At 34.0% G+C, this 21,874-nt stretch carries 16 protein-coding genes and 1 CRISPR repeat array (1 of these 17 cut by a window edge); all 16 genes read right to left on the bottom strand.

Annotated features, from left to right (window positions below; all coding sequences use genetic code 11):
- Positions 1-2,800: a CRISPR direct-repeat array (repeat unit 37 nt; unit sequence GTTTCAATTCTCAGTCCCCAACAAAGGGGACTGCAAT) (it extends 159 nt beyond the left edge of the window).
- Positions 2,801-2,979: 179 nt separating this feature from the next.
- Positions 2,980-3,270, bottom strand: a complete 291-nt coding sequence (gene cas2, locus DFR79_RS14360) for a CRISPR-associated endonuclease Cas2 (protein WP_005487710.1) — start codon at positions 3,268-3,270, stop codon at positions 2,980-2,982.
- Between the two features lie 16 nt (positions 3,271-3,286).
- A complete protein-coding gene (cas1c, locus tag DFR79_RS14355) occupies positions 3,287-4,321 on the bottom strand; it encodes a type I-C CRISPR-associated endonuclease Cas1c (RefSeq protein WP_133516156.1) in 1,035 nt (344 codons plus the stop codon).
- Positions 4,321-4,938 (bottom strand): CRISPR-associated protein Cas4, encoded by a 618-nt coding sequence (gene cas4 / locus DFR79_RS14350; protein WP_133516155.1) that lies wholly within the window; start codon positions 4,936-4,938, stop codon positions 4,321-4,323. Before cas4 ends, cas1c begins: the two co-directional genes overlap by 1 nt.
- Positions 4,939-4,943: 5 nt before the next feature.
- The gene (gene cas7c, locus DFR79_RS14345) at positions 4,944-5,828 is read right to left on the bottom strand and encodes a type I-C CRISPR-associated protein Cas7/Csd2 (protein WP_133516154.1); all 885 of its coding nucleotides are present in this window, start codon (positions 5,826-5,828) and stop codon (positions 4,944-4,946) included.
- Positions 5,829-7,487, bottom strand: a complete 1,659-nt coding sequence (gene cas8c / locus DFR79_RS14340) for a type I-C CRISPR-associated protein Cas8c/Csd1 (protein WP_133516153.1) — start codon at positions 7,485-7,487, stop codon at positions 5,829-5,831.
- A gap of 2 nt (positions 7,488-7,489) precedes the next feature.
- Positions 7,490-8,170 (bottom strand): type I-C CRISPR-associated protein Cas5c, encoded by a 681-nt coding sequence (cas5c, locus tag DFR79_RS14335; protein ID WP_243727811.1) that lies wholly within the window; start codon positions 8,168-8,170, stop codon positions 7,490-7,492.
- 12 nt (positions 8,171-8,182) lie between these two features.
- On the bottom strand, positions 8,183-10,339 hold the full coding sequence (cas3, locus tag DFR79_RS14330) for a CRISPR-associated helicase Cas3' (protein ID WP_133516151.1): 2,157 nt from the start codon (positions 10,337-10,339) through the stop codon (positions 8,183-8,185).
- Between the two features lie 66 nt (positions 10,340-10,405).
- Complete coding sequence (locus tag DFR79_RS14325; protein ID WP_133516150.1) at positions 10,406-11,371, bottom strand: helix-turn-helix transcriptional regulator; 966 nt, start codon at positions 11,369-11,371, stop codon at positions 10,406-10,408.
- A 168-nt stretch (positions 11,372-11,539) separates the two neighbouring features.
- Complete coding sequence (locus tag DFR79_RS14320) at positions 11,540-11,908, bottom strand: VOC family protein (protein WP_133516149.1); 369 nt, start codon at positions 11,906-11,908, stop codon at positions 11,540-11,542.
- 60 nt (positions 11,909-11,968) lie between these two features.
- The gene (locus DFR79_RS14315) at positions 11,969-14,239 is read right to left on the bottom strand and encodes a beta-glucosidase (protein ID WP_133516148.1); all 2,271 of its coding nucleotides are present in this window, start codon (positions 14,237-14,239) and stop codon (positions 11,969-11,971) included.
- 155 nt (positions 14,240-14,394) lie between these two features.
- Positions 14,395-15,717 carry a pyruvate carboxylase subunit B gene (locus DFR79_RS14310; RefSeq protein ID WP_133516164.1) on the bottom strand — a complete coding sequence of 441 codons (1,323 nt, stop codon included), beginning with the start codon at positions 15,715-15,717 and terminating at the stop codon, positions 14,395-14,397.
- A gap of 141 nt (positions 15,718-15,858) precedes the next feature.
- Positions 15,859-16,167: a PTS lactose/cellobiose transporter subunit IIA gene (locus tag DFR79_RS14305; protein WP_133516147.1), complete on the bottom strand. Its 309-nt coding sequence runs from the start codon at positions 16,165-16,167 to the stop codon at positions 15,859-15,861.
- Between the two features lie 22 nt (positions 16,168-16,189).
- Positions 16,190-16,819, bottom strand: coding sequence for a PAQR family membrane homeostasis protein TrhA (gene trhA / locus DFR79_RS14300; protein ID WP_133516146.1), 630 nt, complete (start codon positions 16,817-16,819; stop codon positions 16,190-16,192).
- Between the two features lie 158 nt (positions 16,820-16,977).
- Complete coding sequence (locus tag DFR79_RS14295; RefSeq protein WP_133516145.1) at positions 16,978-18,411, bottom strand: phosphoglucomutase/phosphomannomutase family protein; 1,434 nt, start codon at positions 18,409-18,411, stop codon at positions 16,978-16,980.
- A gap of 14 nt (positions 18,412-18,425) precedes the next feature.
- Entirely contained in the window at positions 18,426-20,819 is a 2,394-nt protein-coding gene (locus tag DFR79_RS14290) for a GH36-type glycosyl hydrolase domain-containing protein (RefSeq protein ID WP_133516144.1), read from the bottom strand.
- Positions 20,820-20,846: 27 nt separating this feature from the next.
- Positions 20,847-21,725, bottom strand: a complete 879-nt coding sequence (locus tag DFR79_RS14285; protein ID WP_133516143.1) for a carbohydrate ABC transporter permease — start codon at positions 21,723-21,725, stop codon at positions 20,847-20,849.
- Positions 21,726-21,874 lie beyond the last annotated feature (149 nt).

The raw sequence follows: 21,874 nt of genomic DNA, 5'->3' as shown, positions 1-21,874 counted from the left end.
CCAACAAAGGGGACTGCAATATATAATCCCAAGGAAGTGAAAGAAGCACTCCCGGTTTCAATTCTCAGTCCCCAACAAAGGGGACTGCAATTTCGTACTGATCATAAAAAAGTTGAGATTATGGAAGTTTCAATTCTCAGTCCCCAACAAAGGGGACTGCAATCTGATTACAAAATATTGATTTGCCAGGTGTGCGGAGTTTCAATTCTCAGTCCCCAACAAAGGGGACTGCAATCAAATTCTGATGGTAGTATAAATATTTGGCGTTTTGTTTCAATTCTCAGTCCCCAACAAAGGGGACTGCAATCTCTCGGTAATTATGTTGTAATAGGGAGGTTATAGTTTCAATTCTCAGTCCCCAACAAAGGGGACTGCAATTCATTCATTAGCTCCTTTCGGCCACTCTTTAATAGTTTCAATTCTCAGTCCCCAACAAAGGGGACTGCAATAGCTTTCTCATGATCATCAAATTTCTTTAGCTCTGTTTCAATTCTCAGTCCCCAACAAAGGGGACTGCAATTTCGATTACCTACCATTGAACCACCACACTTGCCGGTTTCAATTCTCAGTCCCCAACAAAGGGGACTGCAATATCACAAGTTCCTTTTCATAAAGATAAAGGCGCGGTTTCAATTCTCAGTCCCCAACAAAGGGGACTGCAATCCTATAACTACCAGTTCATTAGCTTTTATTTGATGTTTCAATTCTCAGTCCCCAACAAAGGGGACTGCAATTATTGTTGGCAGCATCCAAAAGATAAGGTTGTCCAGTTTCAATTCTCAGTCCCCAACAAAGGGGACTGCAATCCGAAAGCAAAAAGAGTTCGTGGTTATGGACGCGGTTTCAATTCTCAGTCCCCAACAAAGGGGACTGCAATTTGTTTCTTCCGGCATTATAATCCATGAAAAATTAGTTTCAATTCTCAGTCCCCAACAAAGGGGACTGCAATTTCTATCTCAATCAAAGCATCAACACATCTACCTGTTTCAATTCTCAGTCCCCAACAAAGGGGACTGCAATATGTGCCAGATAATTTGACAGTTATGTTAGCAGGGTTTCAATTCTCAGTCCCCAACAAAGGGGACTGCAATCGCCTGCATCCCAGGTAGCTGTAGTTTCCCAGCTGTTTCAATTCTCAGTCCCCAACAAAGGGGACTGCAATGTTTTATGTCCTGGGCTACTTCATATAATTTATCAGTTTCAATTCTCAGTCCCCAACAAAGGGGACTGCAATCACTCAAAAGAAAAGAGAAATACTGCAGGATTTAGTTTCAATTCTCAGTCCTCAACAAAGGGGACTGCAATTTTGTTGTTAATACAATAAGGCCTTGGTTAGTTAGTTTCAATTCTCAGTCCCCAACAAAGGGGACTGCAATTTTATTATTGTGGGGTAACCATTACTCTCAACTAGTTTCAATTCTCAGTCCCCAACAAAGGGGACTGCAATATAAACACTCTGCAGAATGCAACGATACTAATAAAGTTTCAATTCTCAGTCCCCAACAAAGGGGACTGCAATCTAATATATTCAGTCATTGTCTTTCCTTTGATTTGTTTCAATTCTCAGTCCCCAACAAAGGGGACTGCAATTAATCTGCAGGGTGAAATGTCAAAAGAATCGAAAGTTTCAATTCTCAGTCCCCAACAAAGGGGACTGCAATGAGTAATTTCGCAAACAAGCTTTGTTGATCAGATAGTTTCAATTCTCAGTCCCCAACAAAGGGGACTGCAATTTTATGGGACTATGAAAAAGACGATGGGACAATTGTTTCAATTCTCAGTCCCCAACAAAGGGGACTGCAATATTGATCAGTCAAGTTTTGGGTTCACTGTATCAGTAGTTTCAATTCTCAGTCCCCAACAAAGGGGACTGCAATTACAAAATACTTAAGTAAAAGAGTTACTGTATATGTTTCAATTCTCAGTCCCCAACAAAGGGGACTGCAATTTCATCAGCAAGCGGTTGGGACAGCAGCGCATTAGTTTCAATTCTCAGTCCCCAACAAAGGGGACTGCAATTTGTATAATCAGGGTATGACATCAAATCAAAGAGTTTCAATTCTCAGTCCCCAACAAAGGGGACTGCAATGACAGTTAATGTCCAGCCGGTTTCCGGTGGTGGAGTTTCAATTCTCAGTCCCCAACAAAGGGGACTGCAATCTCATTTGTTGTAACAAAAATGACCGGTACTGCTGTTTCAATTCTCAGTCCCCAACAAAGGGGACTGCAATGTATTAGAAAGGTATCAGGTAACACCTTTTATAAGTTTCAATTCTCAGTCCCCAACAAAGGGGACTGCAATCAAAGCTATTGATCTGGTGCAGGAAGGTATCAAAGTTTCAATTCTCAGTCCCCAACAAAGGGGACTGCAATCCAAAGGTTACCGACCTTAGCCATCCCCTCAGGGGTTTCAATTCTCAGTCCCCAACAAAGGGGACTGCAATTTATTGGTGCCCTGTCTGTCAGCGTATAGTTGATGTTTCAATTCTCAGTCCCCAACAAAGGGGACTGCAATCCATCAGATAATCTGGTTGATTAAAAGTAAATTGAGTTTCAATTCTCAGTCCCCAACAAAGGGGACTGCAATTTTGAAAATTTGACTGATGATGAAACTGTTTTTAGTTTCAATTCTCAGTCCCCAACAAAGGGGACTGCAATTTCATTTATTAGATCAGGATTATCATTAAATTTATGTTTCAATTCTCAGTCCCCAACAAAGGGGACTGCAATATATTTTTCCTTACCTCCAACTTCACGCACTGAGTTTCAATTCTCAGTCCCCAACAAAGGGGACTGCAATAGCAGGCTAAATTAGCCCTGTTAAATCAAAATTCATAAAGCTTATTTTGCGAATATCCATTATCACCTCCACAAAAAATAAAATCATTTTACTTCATCTCCTCTAAGTGGCTCTTAAATTAGTATTTATGACCATTTGCGAAAGAAGCAGTAATTTAACAAACACTCCCCCTTCGCAAATTAAATTAACAATGTGTCATTATCATAATCTACAGACTTAAAGTTCCCATGTTCTTCTACATAATTATCTTTTGGAGCAATTATTTTATAGATCCTTATATTATCTTTTTTCTTGTTCATTAATTCCAATACTTCATTTCTCATCATTAAAAATTTTTTGTCATCTAATTGAAATTCAAATACTGATTTTTGAACTCTTTGTCCATAATTTTCACAGGTTTCAGCAACCTTTCTCAACCTTTTTCTACCTTTAGCATTTTCAGTTGAAATATCGTATGCCAGAACATACATCAATTTTATCACACCTTTACTGATAAATAAATGGTGGGTATTCTTCAACATCTCCTCTTAATTTTCTCGCCAATAGTCTCGCCTGTATAAAAGGAATTAAACCATAAGGAATTACTCTATCCAAAAGTTGATGTTTAATTTCATTTTGTTTCTTCTCCTGATATTGTTGTATCAATTTTTTCCGAAAATCATCTTTCATTTCTACTGCTCCACCAACCTTAAAATCAAAATCATCTTTATTAACCTGTTTTCTATTAATCATAGTTAATACTAATCTTTCTACCATTATTGGCCTTAATTCTTCCATCAGATCTAAGGCTAAAGCAGGTTTACCAGGTCTTATCTCATGTAAAAAACCGATTTGAGGATCCAAACCAACTGCCTCTAAAGCAGTTCTACAATCATGATTTAATATAACATAAAGATAAGAAAGCATTGCATTAACAACATTTTGGGGGGGTCTTTTACTTCTTCTTTCAAATTTAAATATATCATTTTCATTTATAATCATTTCATCAAATACAGAAAAGTAATTCTTGGCTGCAATACCTTCAAAACCTCTCACCTGATCAACATTATCGCTATCTTCAATTATATTTAATATTCTATCTAACTTTGTTACATTTTCGCGAAGTAAATTTTCTTTTCTATTATCACCAATATCTCTAGCACTTCTCAATAGCATGGATCTCTGATTATAAATTTTTCCTTTAATAAAACTCTGACTTAATTTGCATTTTTCATTTTCATTTCTATACTTTTCAAATTGTTCAATCCTTAATAAAACATTACCTTTCACAGGTCCAGCCCAATTACCAATATAACGTCCTGATCTTGTAACTCTAGTTACTGCAACACCATTTTTTATACACCAGTCAAGAGCATAATGACTTATTTTTGACCTTCCAAATAAAATGATACTTCCTAAATGGTGTCCTGGAATTCTTATTTTTTCTTTTTTTTCAACTTCAACTATTATTACATCATGTTTTTTTCTTAAATAAGATTCAGGATTAGTAATATATAATGTGTTCTTTATATGATGAGCCATTATTTTAACTCCTTAAGATAATTTTCTACTCTATTTGATAAATCAGGTAAACAGTAATCTTTTAACGAACAATTATTACATCTTTGATCGTTTACTGCTTTTGGTGTATTTTTTTTTATTAATAATTCTCTAACAGACGAAATAGTATCAACCAACGTCTTTCTTAATTTTTCATCTAAAATAACTTCTCTTCGTTTTCTTGACTTATCATAGTAAATATAACCAGAAGATATTCCTGTGGAAAACATTTCTTCAAGACAGATGGCTTGAGCTGCTAATTGTATATCATCTGCTAATTTATCTTTTTTCTTACCGCTTTTAAACTCTACAGGAATTATTTTATTCTCTTCAAACTCAACAGTATCTGCAACCCCATATAAGCCATATTTTTCTGACCAAAGTGGTAAACTGTTTTCCACCTTTTTGTCTTTATTATAATAATTTTTTTCATTATCAACTCTTTTATGAACTATATTGCCCTGAATTGTAAATACATTTTCCTCATAAATTTCTTCAATATGAATCAATGCAAACTGCCTGGGGCAATATATATAATGCTGTAAAGCTGATATGGGGATTGAAGATATTTTTTGCCATTCAAAATATTGATTATCCATTTTTACTAATCCAGTATTTTAGAAAGTGTAATTTTATCAGGTAGATCATTTTCTATAGATACTTGATAATCATTAAATGCTCTTGGAGTTTCAACATTATCTTTTTTAGAAACATCTATTAAATCAAATAATTTATTTGCAGGAGCATTTCCAGTTTTATCTTCATGTGTAAAGACATATAAGCCTCTACAGGCCATCATTCCTCTACTTGCAGAACGATCTAAATCCCACATTTTAACTAATGATTCCCAGAATATTTCTAAATCATCTTCTTTTACACCAGTATTATCGGCAAAATATGGGTTATAAAAACCATGGGCTACATATAAGCCATATGGAATCATAGTTTTTCTTCCCATTTCAGTTATTTTATTTGAACTTTCACCTTCATCATCAGAACTTTGTTTGCGAGCATCTTCAGGTTTAGTTACTGCTACTCTTGTAATTGATAAATCCATCGGAACAATTGGATCAACAGATCTTGCAAAAGTTAATTGAAAAGGACCCTGAACCTGACCACAATTAAATTTACTGGTACTCATTACCGCACCAAATGTTCTCACATCATAGAAATTTTTACACATCCAATCTCTTGCATCATCAATTGAGTCACGATCATTAGCCTTTTCATTTAAGTCAAGATCTTGATAAGCCATCTCCTGTTGATTATATAAAACACCTTCATTTTCAACATAAATATTCTCATCTTGAGTTAATGCTACCCAGTTTCTTACCTTTCTTTTTAAACTTACATCTGAAACTAAACCCTGCATTGTTTCAGGATCTACTCGCGGTAGATTACCTGCATCAGGATCACCGTTTGGATTTCCGTCTTTTACATCAAATATAAGAATAAAATCATGTCTTTTTTCTGGATTATTATAAATCATTTAAATTTCCTCCTCTTTATCTTTTTCTGGACGATATGCTTTCTGCTGATAATATCCAAGTGCAAATAACCCCTGTTCTTTAAGTGACAATGTTGCCGGAAAATCATTAAGTTCTACCATAATATCTTCCAATTCAGACTGCAGCCAGTAATACATACCTGTATTACTTTCTTCTTTCCTTAATTTTGCTAAATGGTGCTGGGCTTTTCTAATCAGATTACCAAAAACTGAGGCTGGAGCTGATGAAGCAGTTCCATAATATCGATCGACAATTGTAGATTTAATTCCAGGTAATGCTTTTTTCTGGATGATTTCTATAACACTAAATAAACGACCACATAAATACGCGGGACTATTTTCTTTTTTATTTAATTTATCTTTCACCATTATTCCCCCTTCAGGATGAGAATTAAAATACGTTTTTAGCAAAGAAGCTCTTGGTCTAGTTACGCGAAACTCAACATCTGCTTTTATTCGTTTAACTGTATTAAAAAGAACTGCCTCTGCCAATGAACTTCCTTTAATTGCATATGCAGCTAAGGATTCAGCCACTATTGGTTTAATATCATCGAATTTAAAGGCTGTCTGACTTACTAAACTGTTTATTCCATAATATCTGTCTGATTTATTATCATCCAACTTCATTTCTCTAAAATAATTATTAATATTCTCTTCAACATTTTCAATAGTTGTACTTATCCAATCTCTTACTACAGTCCGACTGTTATTTGCACTTAAAGCCAGACAATAAAATTCTTCATCATCAATATAAGATTTTTTTCCACTTTTAAATGAATTTAAAAAATCTCCAAGTTCATTTTCTTCCGGGTTTTCTAATAGTTCGAAGCCATTAAATTCTAAATTGTTTTTAGTCCAAAAAATGTATAATATATCGCCTATTTTTAAACGATGATCTTCTTTTGCTATTAAATAATTTGCTGCTCTGCCATATTGAGTAGCGCAATCGAAACACACTGGAGCTATCCTTGATTCTTTTAAACCGTATGATTCAAAAGATTCTACATTAGCTGAAATCAAAGGATTACCCCTACCGTGACCACCAATTCTACTTAATTTTAATTTTTCTGTATGCCTATCTGCAATTGCTTTCTCATTTCCACAGACTAAACATTCTGAAATCATATCTGTTCGATCTTTAGCAACTTCATTCTGCCTTTTCTGCCAGTAACTTCTTATTTCTTTATTATCAAAAAGATCTTCTCCATTTACTCTAAATGCCATCCAATCATTATCATCAATCTCTTCATAGTTTTCTAGTTGAGATACATCATAATCATCTAGAAAATTTAAAACTACTTTCACTTTATTTAGGTTTGTAGATTCATAACAATCATTAGTTAAATCAGAAAAAGACTTTTTTAAATCTTTTTCTCTATCACTTAATTCTTCACCTCTTGTATTTCCAAAAATATATTTAGCTTTATCTCCAAATAATAATGGTTTTATAGCTAAACCAGATCTTCCAACTAAATTTTCTGCGAATAAATATATTTCATCTTCATCACTCACATCAGTAAACCCTAATAATTCTCCAGCTTCATTAATTTCAATTAACCAATCTAAAGATTTTTTTGTAAAATGAAGAGGAGGAAAATCTTCAACTGTTTCTGCAAACTCACACAATTTTTCTAATATCATTATTAATTCCTCCAGACTTCTTTATACTTTTCTACAGGAACATTTAACACACCATTATTTAGTTCTGCATTAAAAAACACAGGTTTTGCTCTCTTTTCATCAATATTATAATTTAAATCAAATAACATTCTTCCTAATTGATCAGTATAATCAATAGCTGTTTCAGAACCATCTACTGGAGCAAAAAAAGCTGCAAATTCTCTATTACCTAAAAAAGGTCTTTTATAACAGCTTCCATTATTTACTCTCCTTCTAAACTGATCTCGATATTTGGCAGGATGTTCATTTTGAGCATGTTCTTTTAAACTGACATTTGCCTCAATTATATAACTTACATCCCTTAAAGCTAGAGTGTTCCTCTGGGTTCTATCTTTATCTGCATAATAACGGTCATGACCATCATTTTTCATCCACTGCTTTACACTTCCCGGTGATATTTTACTTTTCACCTCATTTCTTCTTATAGAAATATGCCTGATCGGGTTTAAAACATGTACTTTTTGAATCACCCAGTCAAATTCAGGTTTCCAAAAAATTGAAGATAATATTCCTCGAGCTGCAGATGGAGTCATTACTTGATAACTGACTCTTTCAACTTTCATATCTGGTCTGGTAAAACAGGCAAATTCTCCCCAGACTTTGACTTTTACAGGATCAAATTTAAAATCTTCCAAGTTTTTCACCTCCTTATGAAATTATTGTATATAATCATTAAATTCATATCCATCTAACATTATTCCTTCTTTTTCATCATACTTTCCAGTCCAGACATAAACATCTTCCAATAATTCGTAAAGCATACCATCCTTTAATAAATCATTTACTTTATATTTTCTGATTGAAATAAGATATGGTTGTAATTTACGCCATTCTTCTCGACTAATAAATTCTTTATCTTTGATGACATTTAAATTAACCGGCAGTTGATCAACTATATCATTATTTTCAATTATCACATTTACTGTATCATCAGGTATAATTTTAAATTGTCTACTTACTTCTCGAAATTTAAAACTTTTTCTTGATTCATTAATTTTCTTCTTGTCTAAATTTACATCTTTGTATAATGTATCAAAGTAATCTAGAAAAATTTCTGCTGTCAGTAATTGATCAGGATCATTTAAAAAGAGTTTACTTTTATCAGTAGCAGTTTTATAAATCCCCTTTGGTAATTTGTTTTCTTGAGGAGTAAAGACAATTACTTTTCCTTTATCAAGTTTATTTTCTCGATTACATCTTCCGGCAGCCTGTACAATACTATCAAGTGGAGCCATTGCCCTTAAAACCAGTGGAAAATCTATATCAACTCCCGCTTCTATCAATTGAGTAGAAATCAAGTAACAACTTTCATTATTATCTAGTTTTTCTTTCACCTCATTTAAAATAATTTTTCGATGTGCTGAACACATATAAGTTGATAGATGATAAACATTTTCTGGTTTTTTACTTAATATAGAATAGAGCTCTTTTGCATCATCTTTTGTATTTACTACAGTTAATGCCTGTTTTTCTTCTAACATTAGTTCAGCTATTTGATTCCAGTTTAATTTATTTTCAATATAAGTTAGATCATATTCAACTCTCGCTAAATTTCGAAACAAATTATCAGTGTCTGGAACAAGCTCTTCTATATTTTTAATACCATTAAAATTATCTCTATCTCCAAAAGCTGGCTGAGTAGCTGTTGAAAATACAATTGAAGAATTATAATTTTTTACCAATTGTTTTAAAACCTGTAGGATTGAGTTTAAATACTCAGGTGGTAATGTCTGGACTTCATCAAAAATTATAGTTGAATTAGCCAGATTATGAAGCTTTCTTAATTTACCTGTCTTATGTGAAAATAAACTTTCAAAAAATTGGACAGAAGTTGTGACTACTACTGGCATATCCCAATTTTCAGTTGCTAATTTAATTTTTTCTTTATTATATTCTTCTTCATCTTCGCTAAAATCAAAATTAGAGTGATGTTCTAAAATTTTTTCTTCTCCTAATATTTCTTTATAAGTTTTGGCAGTTTGTTCTATAATATTGGTATAGGGTATAACAACAATGATTCTATCCATATTATTAAATTTTGCATGTTTTAATGCAAATCCTAAACCAGTTCTGGTCTTTCCTCCACCAGTAGGAACTGTTAAACTAAAAAATTTATTTTTTTGTTCTACTTTATTTAATACAGAGTCATATATATTATTTCTAATGTCATTTAATTTACTTTTTTCTGCCTCTTCCATTAATTTATTCTGATTTTCACTGAATTTATTCCATAAGCTTTCAGTATCATAATTATTTAAATTTCTTAGTGAATATTTATTTAAGTCAAAATGTTTTTCTGTATCTAAATAATCTGCATCTACTAAAGAAGAAAACATCATTCTCATAAAAAATTCTAATTCTAAGGGATCATTTTTAATATCAAAATTTGCGTTTTCATTTTCTTTATATTCTAATTTAATATTATTACTAAAATTATTTATACTACTTTTTACAAAATCTTTATTTGCTTTTTCTTTTAGTCTATTTTTTAAATCTGTGAGGTTATGTAAACCCGAATGATGACCAGCAACGAAGAAAGGTAATATATTCGAATATTTTATTGATTTATTATTTTTTGCAAATATGGCTCCAGCAATAGCATGTTCCACTCCTGAAGAATTATTTTTTAAATAGTCCTGAAATTGATCACTATATTTTCCTAAATCATGCAATAAACCACTTATATATGCTAAATCTCCCATAGACCATTTATCCGCAAATTTCCTAGCTTTATTTGCGGTACCATAAATATGATCCTTTAAATCATGAGTTTCTCCTTTCATATTTTCTGTATGAGCAATAAATTCCCCCACTAATTTCACCTCCAATTATATCTTACCATCCTTCAGCGACACCCTTATGTCGCAAACATCAGTTTTTTAATAAGTTTCTATCATTTTTTCTAATTCCTGTCTCATTTCTTCTCGCAAATCAGCCGGTTTCAGTACCTCAGCATCAGCTCCATAACCCAGAATCCACTTTTTTATCTCTTCCCGACTGCCGGTTTTGACTTTGAAAATAATTTCATTTTCTTTTATTTCTTCAATCTCCTGCTTATCACTCCAGTGATATTCGGGGACAAAACGGGCTGCTCGGTTGCTGAACTTAACTTCAACTTCCATCTCTTCCTTTCCCTGCTCTACTCCCCAGGCATTATCCAGCTCCTCTGCCAGAGAAAAATCATCTGGCAGCACAAAGTTTTCTGCTGTAATTTTTATATCCCTTATCCTATCAATCCGGAAAATTCTATTTTCATCCCGCAGATGACAGAAGGCATATAAATAGGGAGCACCATTGTTAAAAAATAAATTATAGGGATCTAATTTTCTTTCAGTTGTCTGATCACTGCTCATTGAATAATAGTTAATTAAAATTCTATTTTCATTATTTATTGCTTCTTTGAGCTGTTCAAACTTCTGCTGATGTTCTTCCAGATCAACGAAAGGATCAGAAATAATTTCATAATTTTTTATGTAGCTGCCCATGCTGTTTTTTAAAAACTCCGGCAGTGAATTATAAACTTTGGCCAGTCCTGATTCTAATTCTTTTTTCATCGGAAAACTGCGATTTTGATATTCTTTTGCAGCCAGTAAAACTGCTTCGGTTTCTTTTTGATCAAGATTTGGGGCTTTAAATCTAAAATTATCTAAAATTTTATATTCTTTAAGGTGCTTATCATAATAGATTGGTACTCCAAGTTCCTCCATTATCTTTTTATCCCGATGAAAAGTCCTCTCCGAAACACTAAAATATTTTGCAAAATCTTTAGCATCCCAGTGTTTATACGGTTCATTTAATAACATGATAGTCTTTATTATTCTAAATATCCTATTTTTATCTGCCATTAACCCACCTCTTTTCTAAATATTTTGTCAATTTTTGTCGTAAAAAATAGATTGCAGATACTTATTTTTCCTTTATATATTTATATTTCGTGATTGAAGAGCACAATCCTTTAAAACCGACTTAAATCGAAAAACCTGCTGGAGTTGTACCAGCAGGCTGTTTATATCTTATTTATTTTCTACAAACTGAATTTTAACACCATTCGGATCAAGCACATAAAAGAACTCAATCTGAGGATTGGGTGAGATTGGTCCACTGTGAATTTCAATTGCTTTTTCTTTTAGAAATTCCATCTTTTTCTCAACTGAATCCACAGCAAATCCCAGTGAAATATCTGTTCCAATATTTATTTCTTCTTTATCCTGATCATTAATTAATTCTATCTCAGTGTCACCCTTAACAGCTGCCAGAAAAGCGATTTCTCTATCCGGACCAGCTTCAAAGCGCCGCTGTAATTTAAGCCCAACAAATTCTTGATAAAAATCAATTGATTCTTCTAAATCTTTAACTTTAATGGTTGTCCATAAATAACTCATTTTTAGCCTCCAATTTAAATTTCCATTAATTGACAAGTACCCGGTACCAAAAGCCGGTACCTAAAGTTTTTTGTTTAGTTTCTCGACAATTTCTTCAACCTGACTCCTGCTGATAGCCCCTTCAGAAAACATGGCCAGTGATCTTAAAGGCATGTATTTAAACATTGCTTCCATCATCTCATCATCTCGACCTTCAAGTCTCTCCATTAACTCTGTTCCCTTAAGGTATTCTTCCAGCAGCTGATTGAAGTATTTCTCAGCTTCTGGCTCAGAAACAATATCACCAATATTAGTATTAATTGTATATTCTACCGGTAACTCAACTGTTGATTCAACTTTAATTTTTTCTTTAAGTCTGATATCTCGGGAAGAACTACCAATTAAAATTTCATAGTCTCCACTTTCTACATACCAGTCATCAATTTCAGTATTATAATAGGCAAAGGCTCTTTTGCCGAGTTCAAATTCTACAATTTTTTGCTGGCCGGGTTCCAGTTCCACTTTAGAAAATCCCTTTAGCTCTTTTTCGGGCTTAATTACAGTACTCTCCGGATCAGCCACATAGAGTTGGATAATTTCTTTTCCATAAATATCACCTGTGTTTTTGACTTTTAAGTTAAGTTTTACCCGCTGCTGATCTGTAATCTCTTCTTTTTCAATCTTTAGATCACTGTATTCAAAATTAGTATAACTCAGCCCAAAACCAAATGGGAAAAGGGGCTTAACTTTTTTGCTGTCATAATAACGATAACCAACAAAAATACCCTCACGATATTCTACCTTATCCCTTTCTCCCGGGAAAAAGAGATAAGAAGGATTGTCACTTAATTTTTGAGGAAAAGTTTCTGCCAGTTTTCCGGATGGATTAACCCGACCAAATAAAATATCAGCTGCAGCTCCTCCACCTGCCTGTCCTGTTAAATATCCTTCTAAAACACCTTTAACTCTATCGATCCAGGGCATTGTCACCGGAGAACCATTACTTAAAACCACCACAATATTTTCGTTAATCTCAGATAACTCATTGATTAAATGATTCTGATTTGGAGGCACCTCCAGGGTCTCTCGATCATAACCTTCCGACTCATAGCGATCTGGTAGGCCGGCAAAAACAACCACTTTATCCACTTTTTCTGCCAGATCTTTTGCCTTTGCAATTAACTCAATATCATTTTGATCATCATCTACCAAATATCCCTCAGCATAGGAAATTTCTCCCTGGCTGTATTTACTTAATTCAACGTAAGCAGTATCTACCTGGTAGGGATTAATATGAGAACTGCCACCTCCCTGAAAACGCGGCTTTTTAGCAAAAGCACCAACCACGCCAAGACTTTCGTTTTCAGCTAAGGGTAAAATATTATCTTCATTTTTAAGTAAAACCATCGAATCAGCTGCAATTTCCCGGGCCAGTTTGTGGTGCTCCTTTTTATCATAGTCTAAATCATCTCTGGATTTTTCTACCGCTTTCAAGACAATTTCCAAAATTCTCTCTGCAGCTCGATGGAGGCTTTCTTCACTCAAAGTACCTGCTTCCACTGCATCAACAATTGCTTTCTTTCCATCTCCGTGACTGGAAGGCATTTCGAGCTCTAAACCTGCTTCTATTCCCTGATCTCTATGGTTTACAGCACCCCAGTCTGAGACTACAAAACCTTCGTGTCCCCACTCTTCTTTTAAAATATCTGTTAGCAGTCTTTTATGTTCTGAGGCATGAGTTCCATTGACTCTATTATAGGCACACATTACTGTCCAGGGCTGTGCTTCTTTAACTACCTTCTCAAAAGCAGATAAATAAATTTCTCTAAGTGTTCTCTCATCAACCTGAGCATCAACTGTTAACCGTCTATGTTCCTGATTATTAGCAGCAAAGTGTTTTAAAGAAGTACCAACTCCCAGACTCTGAACTCCTTTAACATAATTTGCAGCCAGTTCTGAGGCTAAAAGTGGATCCTCAGAAAAATATTCAAAATTACGACCGCAGAGAGGTGAACGCTTAATATTCACTCCCGGTCCCAGGAGAATATTTATATCTTCCGATTGGCATTCTTCTCCTAAAGCTTCCCCCAATTTAGTCATTAAATCACGATCCCAGGAACAGGCTAAAGCAGAGGCGGTTGGAAAACAAATTGCCTCAATACTTTCGTTGATACCTACATGATCGGCATCTTCATCCTGTTTTCTCAAGCCATGGGGACCATCAGCCATCATAATTGCCGGGATGTCAAGTCTTTCGATCGCTGCTGTCTTCCACCAGCTGGCACCAGAACAAATTTCGGCTTTTTCTTCAACTGTCATTTTTTTAAGTAAATTTTCTATTTTTTCTTCCACAGTAAATTCTCCTTTCAGAAATTGAAATAATTAAAGTCTTAGATTATCTCTCTTTTAATAATATTCGCGAAAACGATTTAATTACCTGCAAAAAAACTCCTTTTAAAAGCTCTTAAAAATAAAAAGAACTGGCAAAAGGAGTTTAAAAAATACTATTATTTATTTCGTTTTAAAAATGACTCTGCTACCTCCGGAAATAAAATATAAGATAAAACATCTTCTTCGGATTTAGCAAACCCTTCAATTTCAGCTGCTGTTTTAGCAAATATGGGTTCCAAATTATCAGCAGGTCGATTGCTTATAACCTCAGAACTGGAAATAATATCCTCTATTAAATCTGGATTAATTTCTCTGGGAGGTCTTCCGTACATTCCCCGCAGATAATTTTTAAACTCATTAGAAACAAAACCATATTTTTTACCTGTAATAACATTAAAAGTAGCCTGAGTTCCTACAATCTGACTGGTGGGAGTTACAAGTGGAGGAAAACCAAGATCTTTTCTCACTTCAGGAATTTCAGCCAGAATTTCATCATATTTATCCAGCTGGTTTTGTTCTCTTAATTGATTTCTTAAATTAGAAAGCATTCCCCCCGGTATCTGATTAACTATAACTCTGGTATCAACCTCAAAAGAACCAAGATATTCCTGATACTTTTTTCTCAGCTCTCTAAAATAATCACCTATATCCTCTAAAACACTCAAGTCTAGTTGCTGATTATACTCGGAATCATTAACTACTGCTGCCATTGTTTCGGTAGTCGGCTGGGAAGTACCAGAACTAAAAGGCGAAATTGCTGTATCAATAATATCAATTCCTGCCTCCACAGCTTTTAAATAAGTCATAAACGCAAAACCAGCTGTATTATGGCTGTGGATCTCAATTGGGATGTCCAGATTTGATTTAAGCATTTTAACTAAATCATATCCTTTCTCCGGAGTTAAAAGACCTGCCATATCCTTAATACAGAGTGAATCAATACCTGTCTCAGCTAATTCTTTAGCTTTTTCCACAAAAGTATCCAGATTGTGAACAGGGCTGGTTGTATATACTATTGTTCCCTGAGCCTCAGCTCCATATTTTTTTGTGAATTCCACTGCCTTTTCCATATTCCTAATATCATTTAAAGCATCAAAAATTCTGATGATATCTATTCCATTTTCTACAGACTTTTCGATAAATTTTTCTAAAACATCATCTGGATAATGTTTATATCCTAAAATGTTCTGTCCTCTTAACAGCATCTGCAGCTTTGTATTCTTAACTTCTTTTCTTATCTTTCTCAATCTTTCCCAGGGATCCTCGTTTAAAAATCTCATACAGCTGTCAAAAGTAGCTCCTCCCCAGACTTCCAGAGCGTAATACCCTGCCTGATCAATCTTATTTAAAATTGGTGTAATATCCTCCATTTTTAATCTAGTTGCAATCAAAGACTGCTGTCCATCTCTTAAAACTGTTTCTGTAAATTTAACTGTCATATTTTCACCTAACCTTTTGGTATTTATTTTATTATATATATTTTTCGACCGCTGGTCAAATGTTTTTTCCATCTTCAATAAAAAAGTTCCCCAATCCAGCAAAAGTTTAAGCTTTTGTAGATGTTGGAGAACAAAAATATATTAGCTTTCTATTTTTTTATATAGATCCATAAATTCCCTGGCCATATCTTTTAGCAAGATAGCTGTCATCAAATGATCCTGAGCATGAGTGAGCAGAAGACTGCTTTCTAATTTATCTCCACCAGCTTCTTGATTAATTAATTCTGTTTGTTTAAGATGAGCTTTGATTAGTTTATCATCTGCCTCTTCATAAACTGCCTCTGCCTGCTCAGGCTCATTATTTTTTGCGTGTTTAACAGCTTCTAAAAATTTCTTTTTTACATCTCCACTTAAGGAAATAATTTCAATCAGATTCTCTTCTAATTCCATCAATATCCTCCTTGATCAACTATTAACCGAGTGCAATAAAAACCATCAAATAATGCAGTATTCCACCAGCCAAAATAAAGAAGTGAAATATCTCATGAAAACCAAAATTTGGTGAGATATCTGGTTTTTTAATTATATAAAATACTGCTCCAGCTGTAAATGACAAACCACCGGCAAACATTAAAATTAAATTGAAAGTGGGCATTGTCATAAATAATTGGTGAAAAGCAAATATACCAACCCAGCCCATTAATAGATAAATAATAGTATATAAAATTCTGGGAGTTTTAAAATACATAAATTTCAGGAAAAATCCTCCTAAAACAAGACCCCACTGAATTCCGATAATTGTCCACTTTAGCCAGCCTTCTAAATAAAGATAGGCCACAGGTGTATAAGAACCTGCAATCATCACAAATATTGCAAAATGATCTAATTTACGCCAGATTGATTTTTCGTTATCTTCTTTTTTAAAAGCATGATACAGAGAACTTGACAAAAATAAAAATGCTACTGAAACACCATATACTGCAGCTACAATTATTTTACCTGGACTTTCCAGTGCACGAAAAATTAAAAGACCTAAGCCGATTAGAGCCAGTATGAATCCAACAAAATGAGAATAAAATGATACCCTTTCTTCCTTTCTCATTTTTAAAACCTCCATTCTCTCTACTTTCAATGATTATTTCATTATAAAATTATTATTTCAGCTAAGCCTTTTACAATTTAGCTTATCTATTTACATTATAACATTTATCAGCTTATAAAAAAACAAAAAGTCCAGATTAAATTATCTGGACTCAATAATTATATTACAGATTTATAACTTTCTAAATCTAAAAACTCTTTCATTTTATTTATTAGTTCTACTGCTTTATCTCGTGTTTCCATTTCAGCAAAAATTCTTAAAAGTGGTTCTGTTCCCGAAAATCTTACAATTATCCAGCCATCATTTTCAAAATAAACTTTGGCCCCATCCTGATAACTAACATCCTTAAGTTCATACTTAAAATCAGGTAATTTTTTATCAACAAACAGTTTTTGAATCAAAGCTGCTTTTTCCTTTGCTGTAAAGCTTATATCACTTTCTGCTGCAGCATAATAACCAAATTTTTGGTTTATTTCTGCAATTAACTCTGATAACTTTTTATTTGTTACACTCAACATCTCAATTAAAATACTGGCAGCAAAAATACCATCTTTACCTCTGATATGACCCCTGATTGTTAAACCTCCACTACTCTCTCCCCCAATTAAGGCATCTTTTGCTTCCATTGTAGAACTAATATGTTTAAATCCAACCGGAACTTCGTAACACTTTTCTCCATAATTCTTTGCAATCTGATCCAGCAGATGTGTTGTTGCCACATTGCGGACCACTCCACCGGACCATCCCTTATATTCTAAAAGATAATAATAAAGAAGCGCTAATACATCATTTGGATGAATAAAATTCCCTTTTTCATCAATAATTCCTAATCTATCTGCATCTCCATCAGTTCCAATTCCCAGATCATAATTGCCTTCGACAACCATATTTTTTAGCCGATTTAAAGTGTGGGTATTGGGAGAAGGTAATCTGCCACCAAATAATGTATCGTGTCTGTCATTAATTGTTTCTACTTCACAACGAGCAGTGATTAAAATAGTCTGGAGAGAAGTTTTAGAAACTCCAAACATTGGATCTAGTAAAATTTTCATATTACTATTTTTAATTGATTGGGTATCAATCATAGAAATTATTGTATCAATATAATCATTAAAAGGATCAATTATTTCAATTAAATTATTATTTTTGGCTTCTTCAAAATCCATAAACTTAACTTCAACTAAATTTAGCTTACTTATCTTTTTTTCGATTTCATCTGTGACTTCTTCTGTTGCATCTCTTCCACCTTTAGTAAACAATTTAACACCATTATATTCTGCCGGATTATGACTGGCCGTAATTGCGGCCCCATAAAAAGCATCATATTCTTTTACAGCGTGCATTATTAGCGGTGTAGGAGAAATTTTTTCTATAAAATATACTGTTATCCCATTAGCCGTTAAAACTTCTGCCATCCATTTTGCTGCTTTATCTGATAAAAACCTTCTATCATATCCGACTACAAAGCCTTTAGCTTCGACTTCCTGTTCAAAAATTAAATCTGCTAAAGCCTGTGCCAGAAGCTGTACATTAGTCTTAGTAAATTCTTCTCCAATTTTAGCTCTCCAGCCACCTGTACCAAATTCTATCATAAGCTACCTCACTTTCATCCCATTATTACTGATATTTTGTTAACTGTTCCTGGTTCCTGTTGAGGAACAATATCATTTACTGTTTTTCCATTTAAAGTTATTTCTTTAACACCCTTTTTTACACTATCTGGATTTTTGACTTTAATATTGTATTCTGCACCCCTCCATTTTCGCTTAATTTCGAATTCCTCCCAGTCTGAAGGAATACAGGGATCAATAATTAAACCCTGATAACTAATTCTCACTCCCAAAATCCACTGAGTCACTGCTCGATAAGCCCAGCCTGAACTTCCTGTTAGCCAGGGATGTCTGGCTCTGCCAAAATCTTCGTGATCTTTACCCATAATAAACTGGCAGTACGAATAAGGCTCAGCTTCTCTGGTTTCTATCTCATCATTTTGACTGGCAGGTAAAAGGGCATTATAAAACTTGATTGCTCTATTCCCCCTTCCTAACTTAGCTTCTGCTATCCAGGCCCAGGGATTGGGGTGACTAAAAATAGATCCATTTTCTTTAATTCCCGGATAGACTCGAGTTACAAATCCAATTTCATCATCTGGCTCAGTATAAGAAGGTGCATTTAAGTGTAAACCATATTCTGAGTATAAATACTCATCAACTGAATCCATAGCTTTAACAGCTCTTTCTCTGGCAGCAACATTAGAAATCACAGCCCAGGTGTTTGATTCCAGGTGTACCTTTCCTTCACTATTTTCTTTGGAGCCGATTTTATTTCCGCTACCTGTAATTCCTCTTAGATACCAGCCGCCATCCCAGAGATTTTCCTCACACACTTTTTTAACCCTGGCAGCTATTTCTGAATATTTCTCAACATCAGATTTTTTATTTAAAAACTCTGCAGTTTCAATAAAGATTTCCAGAGCCCAGTGATGTAAAAACGAAACCATTGCACTTTCTCCACCACCCAGATTTAAACAGTCATTCCAATCAGCTCTGAGTCCTTTACAAATTCCCGTACCTCCAATCTGTTCGGCAGAAAAATCCAGTATTTTCTTCAAATGATTATATACAGTGTCTTCACCCTCGTCAGCATAGCTAATAACCTGATCAAAAAAATTAAGGTCATTTGTTTCTTTGACATAGTTACAGACTGCAGCGACCAGCCAGAGTGCATCATCAGAACAGGTATCTTCTATTCCATGAATCACATCTTCCATATCTGGTTCTGGAACTACAGTCGGGGATTCAAACTCTAATTCTTCTGCCTCTGGGTCAAACCAGTCTGGATCAAATAAGTGCAGACCATATCCTTTTATTGTCTGCCCCCTCAACAGCTGAATCAACCGTTCTTTTGTCTTTTCAGGATTAGTGTGAGCAACTGCCAGGCTGTCCTGAGCAGTATCTCTATATCCTAAACCTGTTCTACCGCCTACTTCCACAAAAGAAGCAAAACGGGACCAGACAGCACAGGTTTCTGCCTGATAAGGGTTCCAGGTATTAATCATTGTATCTAAATCCTGGTGTGGGGTACTGCACTGAAAATTACTTAATTTTTCTTCCCAGAAATTATTTAATCTATCAAATTCGGTATCTAGATTTGTAAAGTCAGAGTATTTTTTTCGCATTTTCCTGGCCAGTTCTCTTCTGCCAACCCCTAAAATTAAAACAAATCTTTTTTCTTCTCCAGCTGCTAAATTAAATCTTTTATTTAAAGCCGCACAGTGATTACCACCTTTTTTACTGCTATTTGAGCAAATTCCTCTCTCTAAAGCAATTGGATTAGATTCATCTCTATAAGAACCTATAAATTGATCACGGAGGCAGTCATAACTATCCGCCTCAAAATTAGCAGTAAAATAGTGGTATTTACGGGGATCATAATAAAAATCATATTCAATTATTCCATCCTGATAACTGCTGCCGGCAGAATATAAACTCATTTGAAAGTTTTGGTTGTCAATATCTATCTCATGAAATGAAAATTCCAGATAAGAAAATAAACTTAACTGCCGATCTAAATCACTATTGTTTTTAATTTTTATATCCCAGATTTCTAAATCATCATCTAAGGGAACAAAGATAGTCTTTTCCGCTTCAATCTGCCTGTAATTACATTTAAATTTTGAATATGATAAGCCATGTCGAACCTCATAATCAGCTTCATCTAAATTTTTTCCGACTGGCTGCCAGGAAACACTCCAGTAATCTTCATCATCCTCATCGCGAAGATATAAATAGTGGCCGGGTCTATCTAAGGGTACTGCATTTGCCCTGAACCTGGTTATTCTATGATGCTGAGCACTTTTATAAAAAGAGTATCCACCTGCATTCTGCGAAATAACTGTACAAAAATCTTTAGTTCCCAAATAATTTGTCCAGGAGACCGGTATATCTGGTCTTTCAATTACATATTCTCTATTTTTGTTATCAAAATATCCATATCTCATAATTTAATATCACCCTTTCCTAATTTTTTATCCTTTTACTGCACCCTGAGTCAGTCCTTTTATTATATGCTTTTGTAACACAATATATACAAGTAAAACAGGTATTACAGTAACTATTACAGCTGTTGCCTGCAGCCCCAAATCAGTTCCATATTGAGATTTAACCTGGTTTAATAAAACCGTTATCGGCTGCACACTTTTATTGGGAACAAAAACAAGAGCTGAAAAAAGATCATTATATGACCAGAGAAAAGTAAAAATTCCTACTGTTGCAAAAGCAGGTCTTGATATCGGAACAAAAATCCTGGTAAAAATCTGCCATCTTGTTGCTCCATCCAGTAAAGCTGCCTCTTCAATTTCTGTAGAAACAGAAGACATATAAGCAGAAAGCATCATAGTTGCAAATACCAAATTACCTGCAGTATGTGGTAAAATCAAGGCAAGATAGGTATTAACAATTCCAAGTTCAATGAAAATCTCGTAAACTGGTACTACTGTTACAAAAGCTGGAATCATTAAAGCCACAATGATCATCTTGTTAATAAACCCCCGGAATTTAAATTTAAACCTGGACATCGCATAACCTGCCATTCCTCCAAGCAATAAAACAAGTAAAACCGTTGTTCCTGACATTATTAAACTATTTTTATAACTGTTTAAAATATTAATTCTTTCTGCAGCAGTAATATAATTTGCTAAATTAAATGAATCCGGCAGACTAAAAGGTGCATTAACAATCTGGGTTGTAGTTCTAAATGAATTATTAGCTACCCATAAAAGTGGTAAGATAGTCGTAGATGCCCAGGCAATTAAAACCATGTAAATCACAAATTTAGTCATTGATATCTCTATAAAATGATCCTGTATTTTACCCAATATTTTTTTAGCTGAAAATTTTCTTTTCACAATAACACATCCTTCCTACTTTAAAGCTTCAATGAATTATCTTTTTTAAATATCTTACTCAAACTTCGCACATAAATAACCCTTTTGCCCCTTGAAATTTCAATATTTAGCAGAATTAAAGTAATATCATTTTACTGTTTTAGGCAGAT

Origin of the sequence: Halanaerobium saccharolyticum (genome assembly GCF_004362045.1) — a bacterium.
Lineage (GTDB): Bacteria > Bacillota > Halanaerobiia > Halanaerobiales > Halanaerobiaceae > Halanaerobium > Halanaerobium saccharolyticum_C.
Note: the sequence above shows the minus strand (reverse complement) of the source record. Positions and strands in the feature narration are given on the sequence as shown.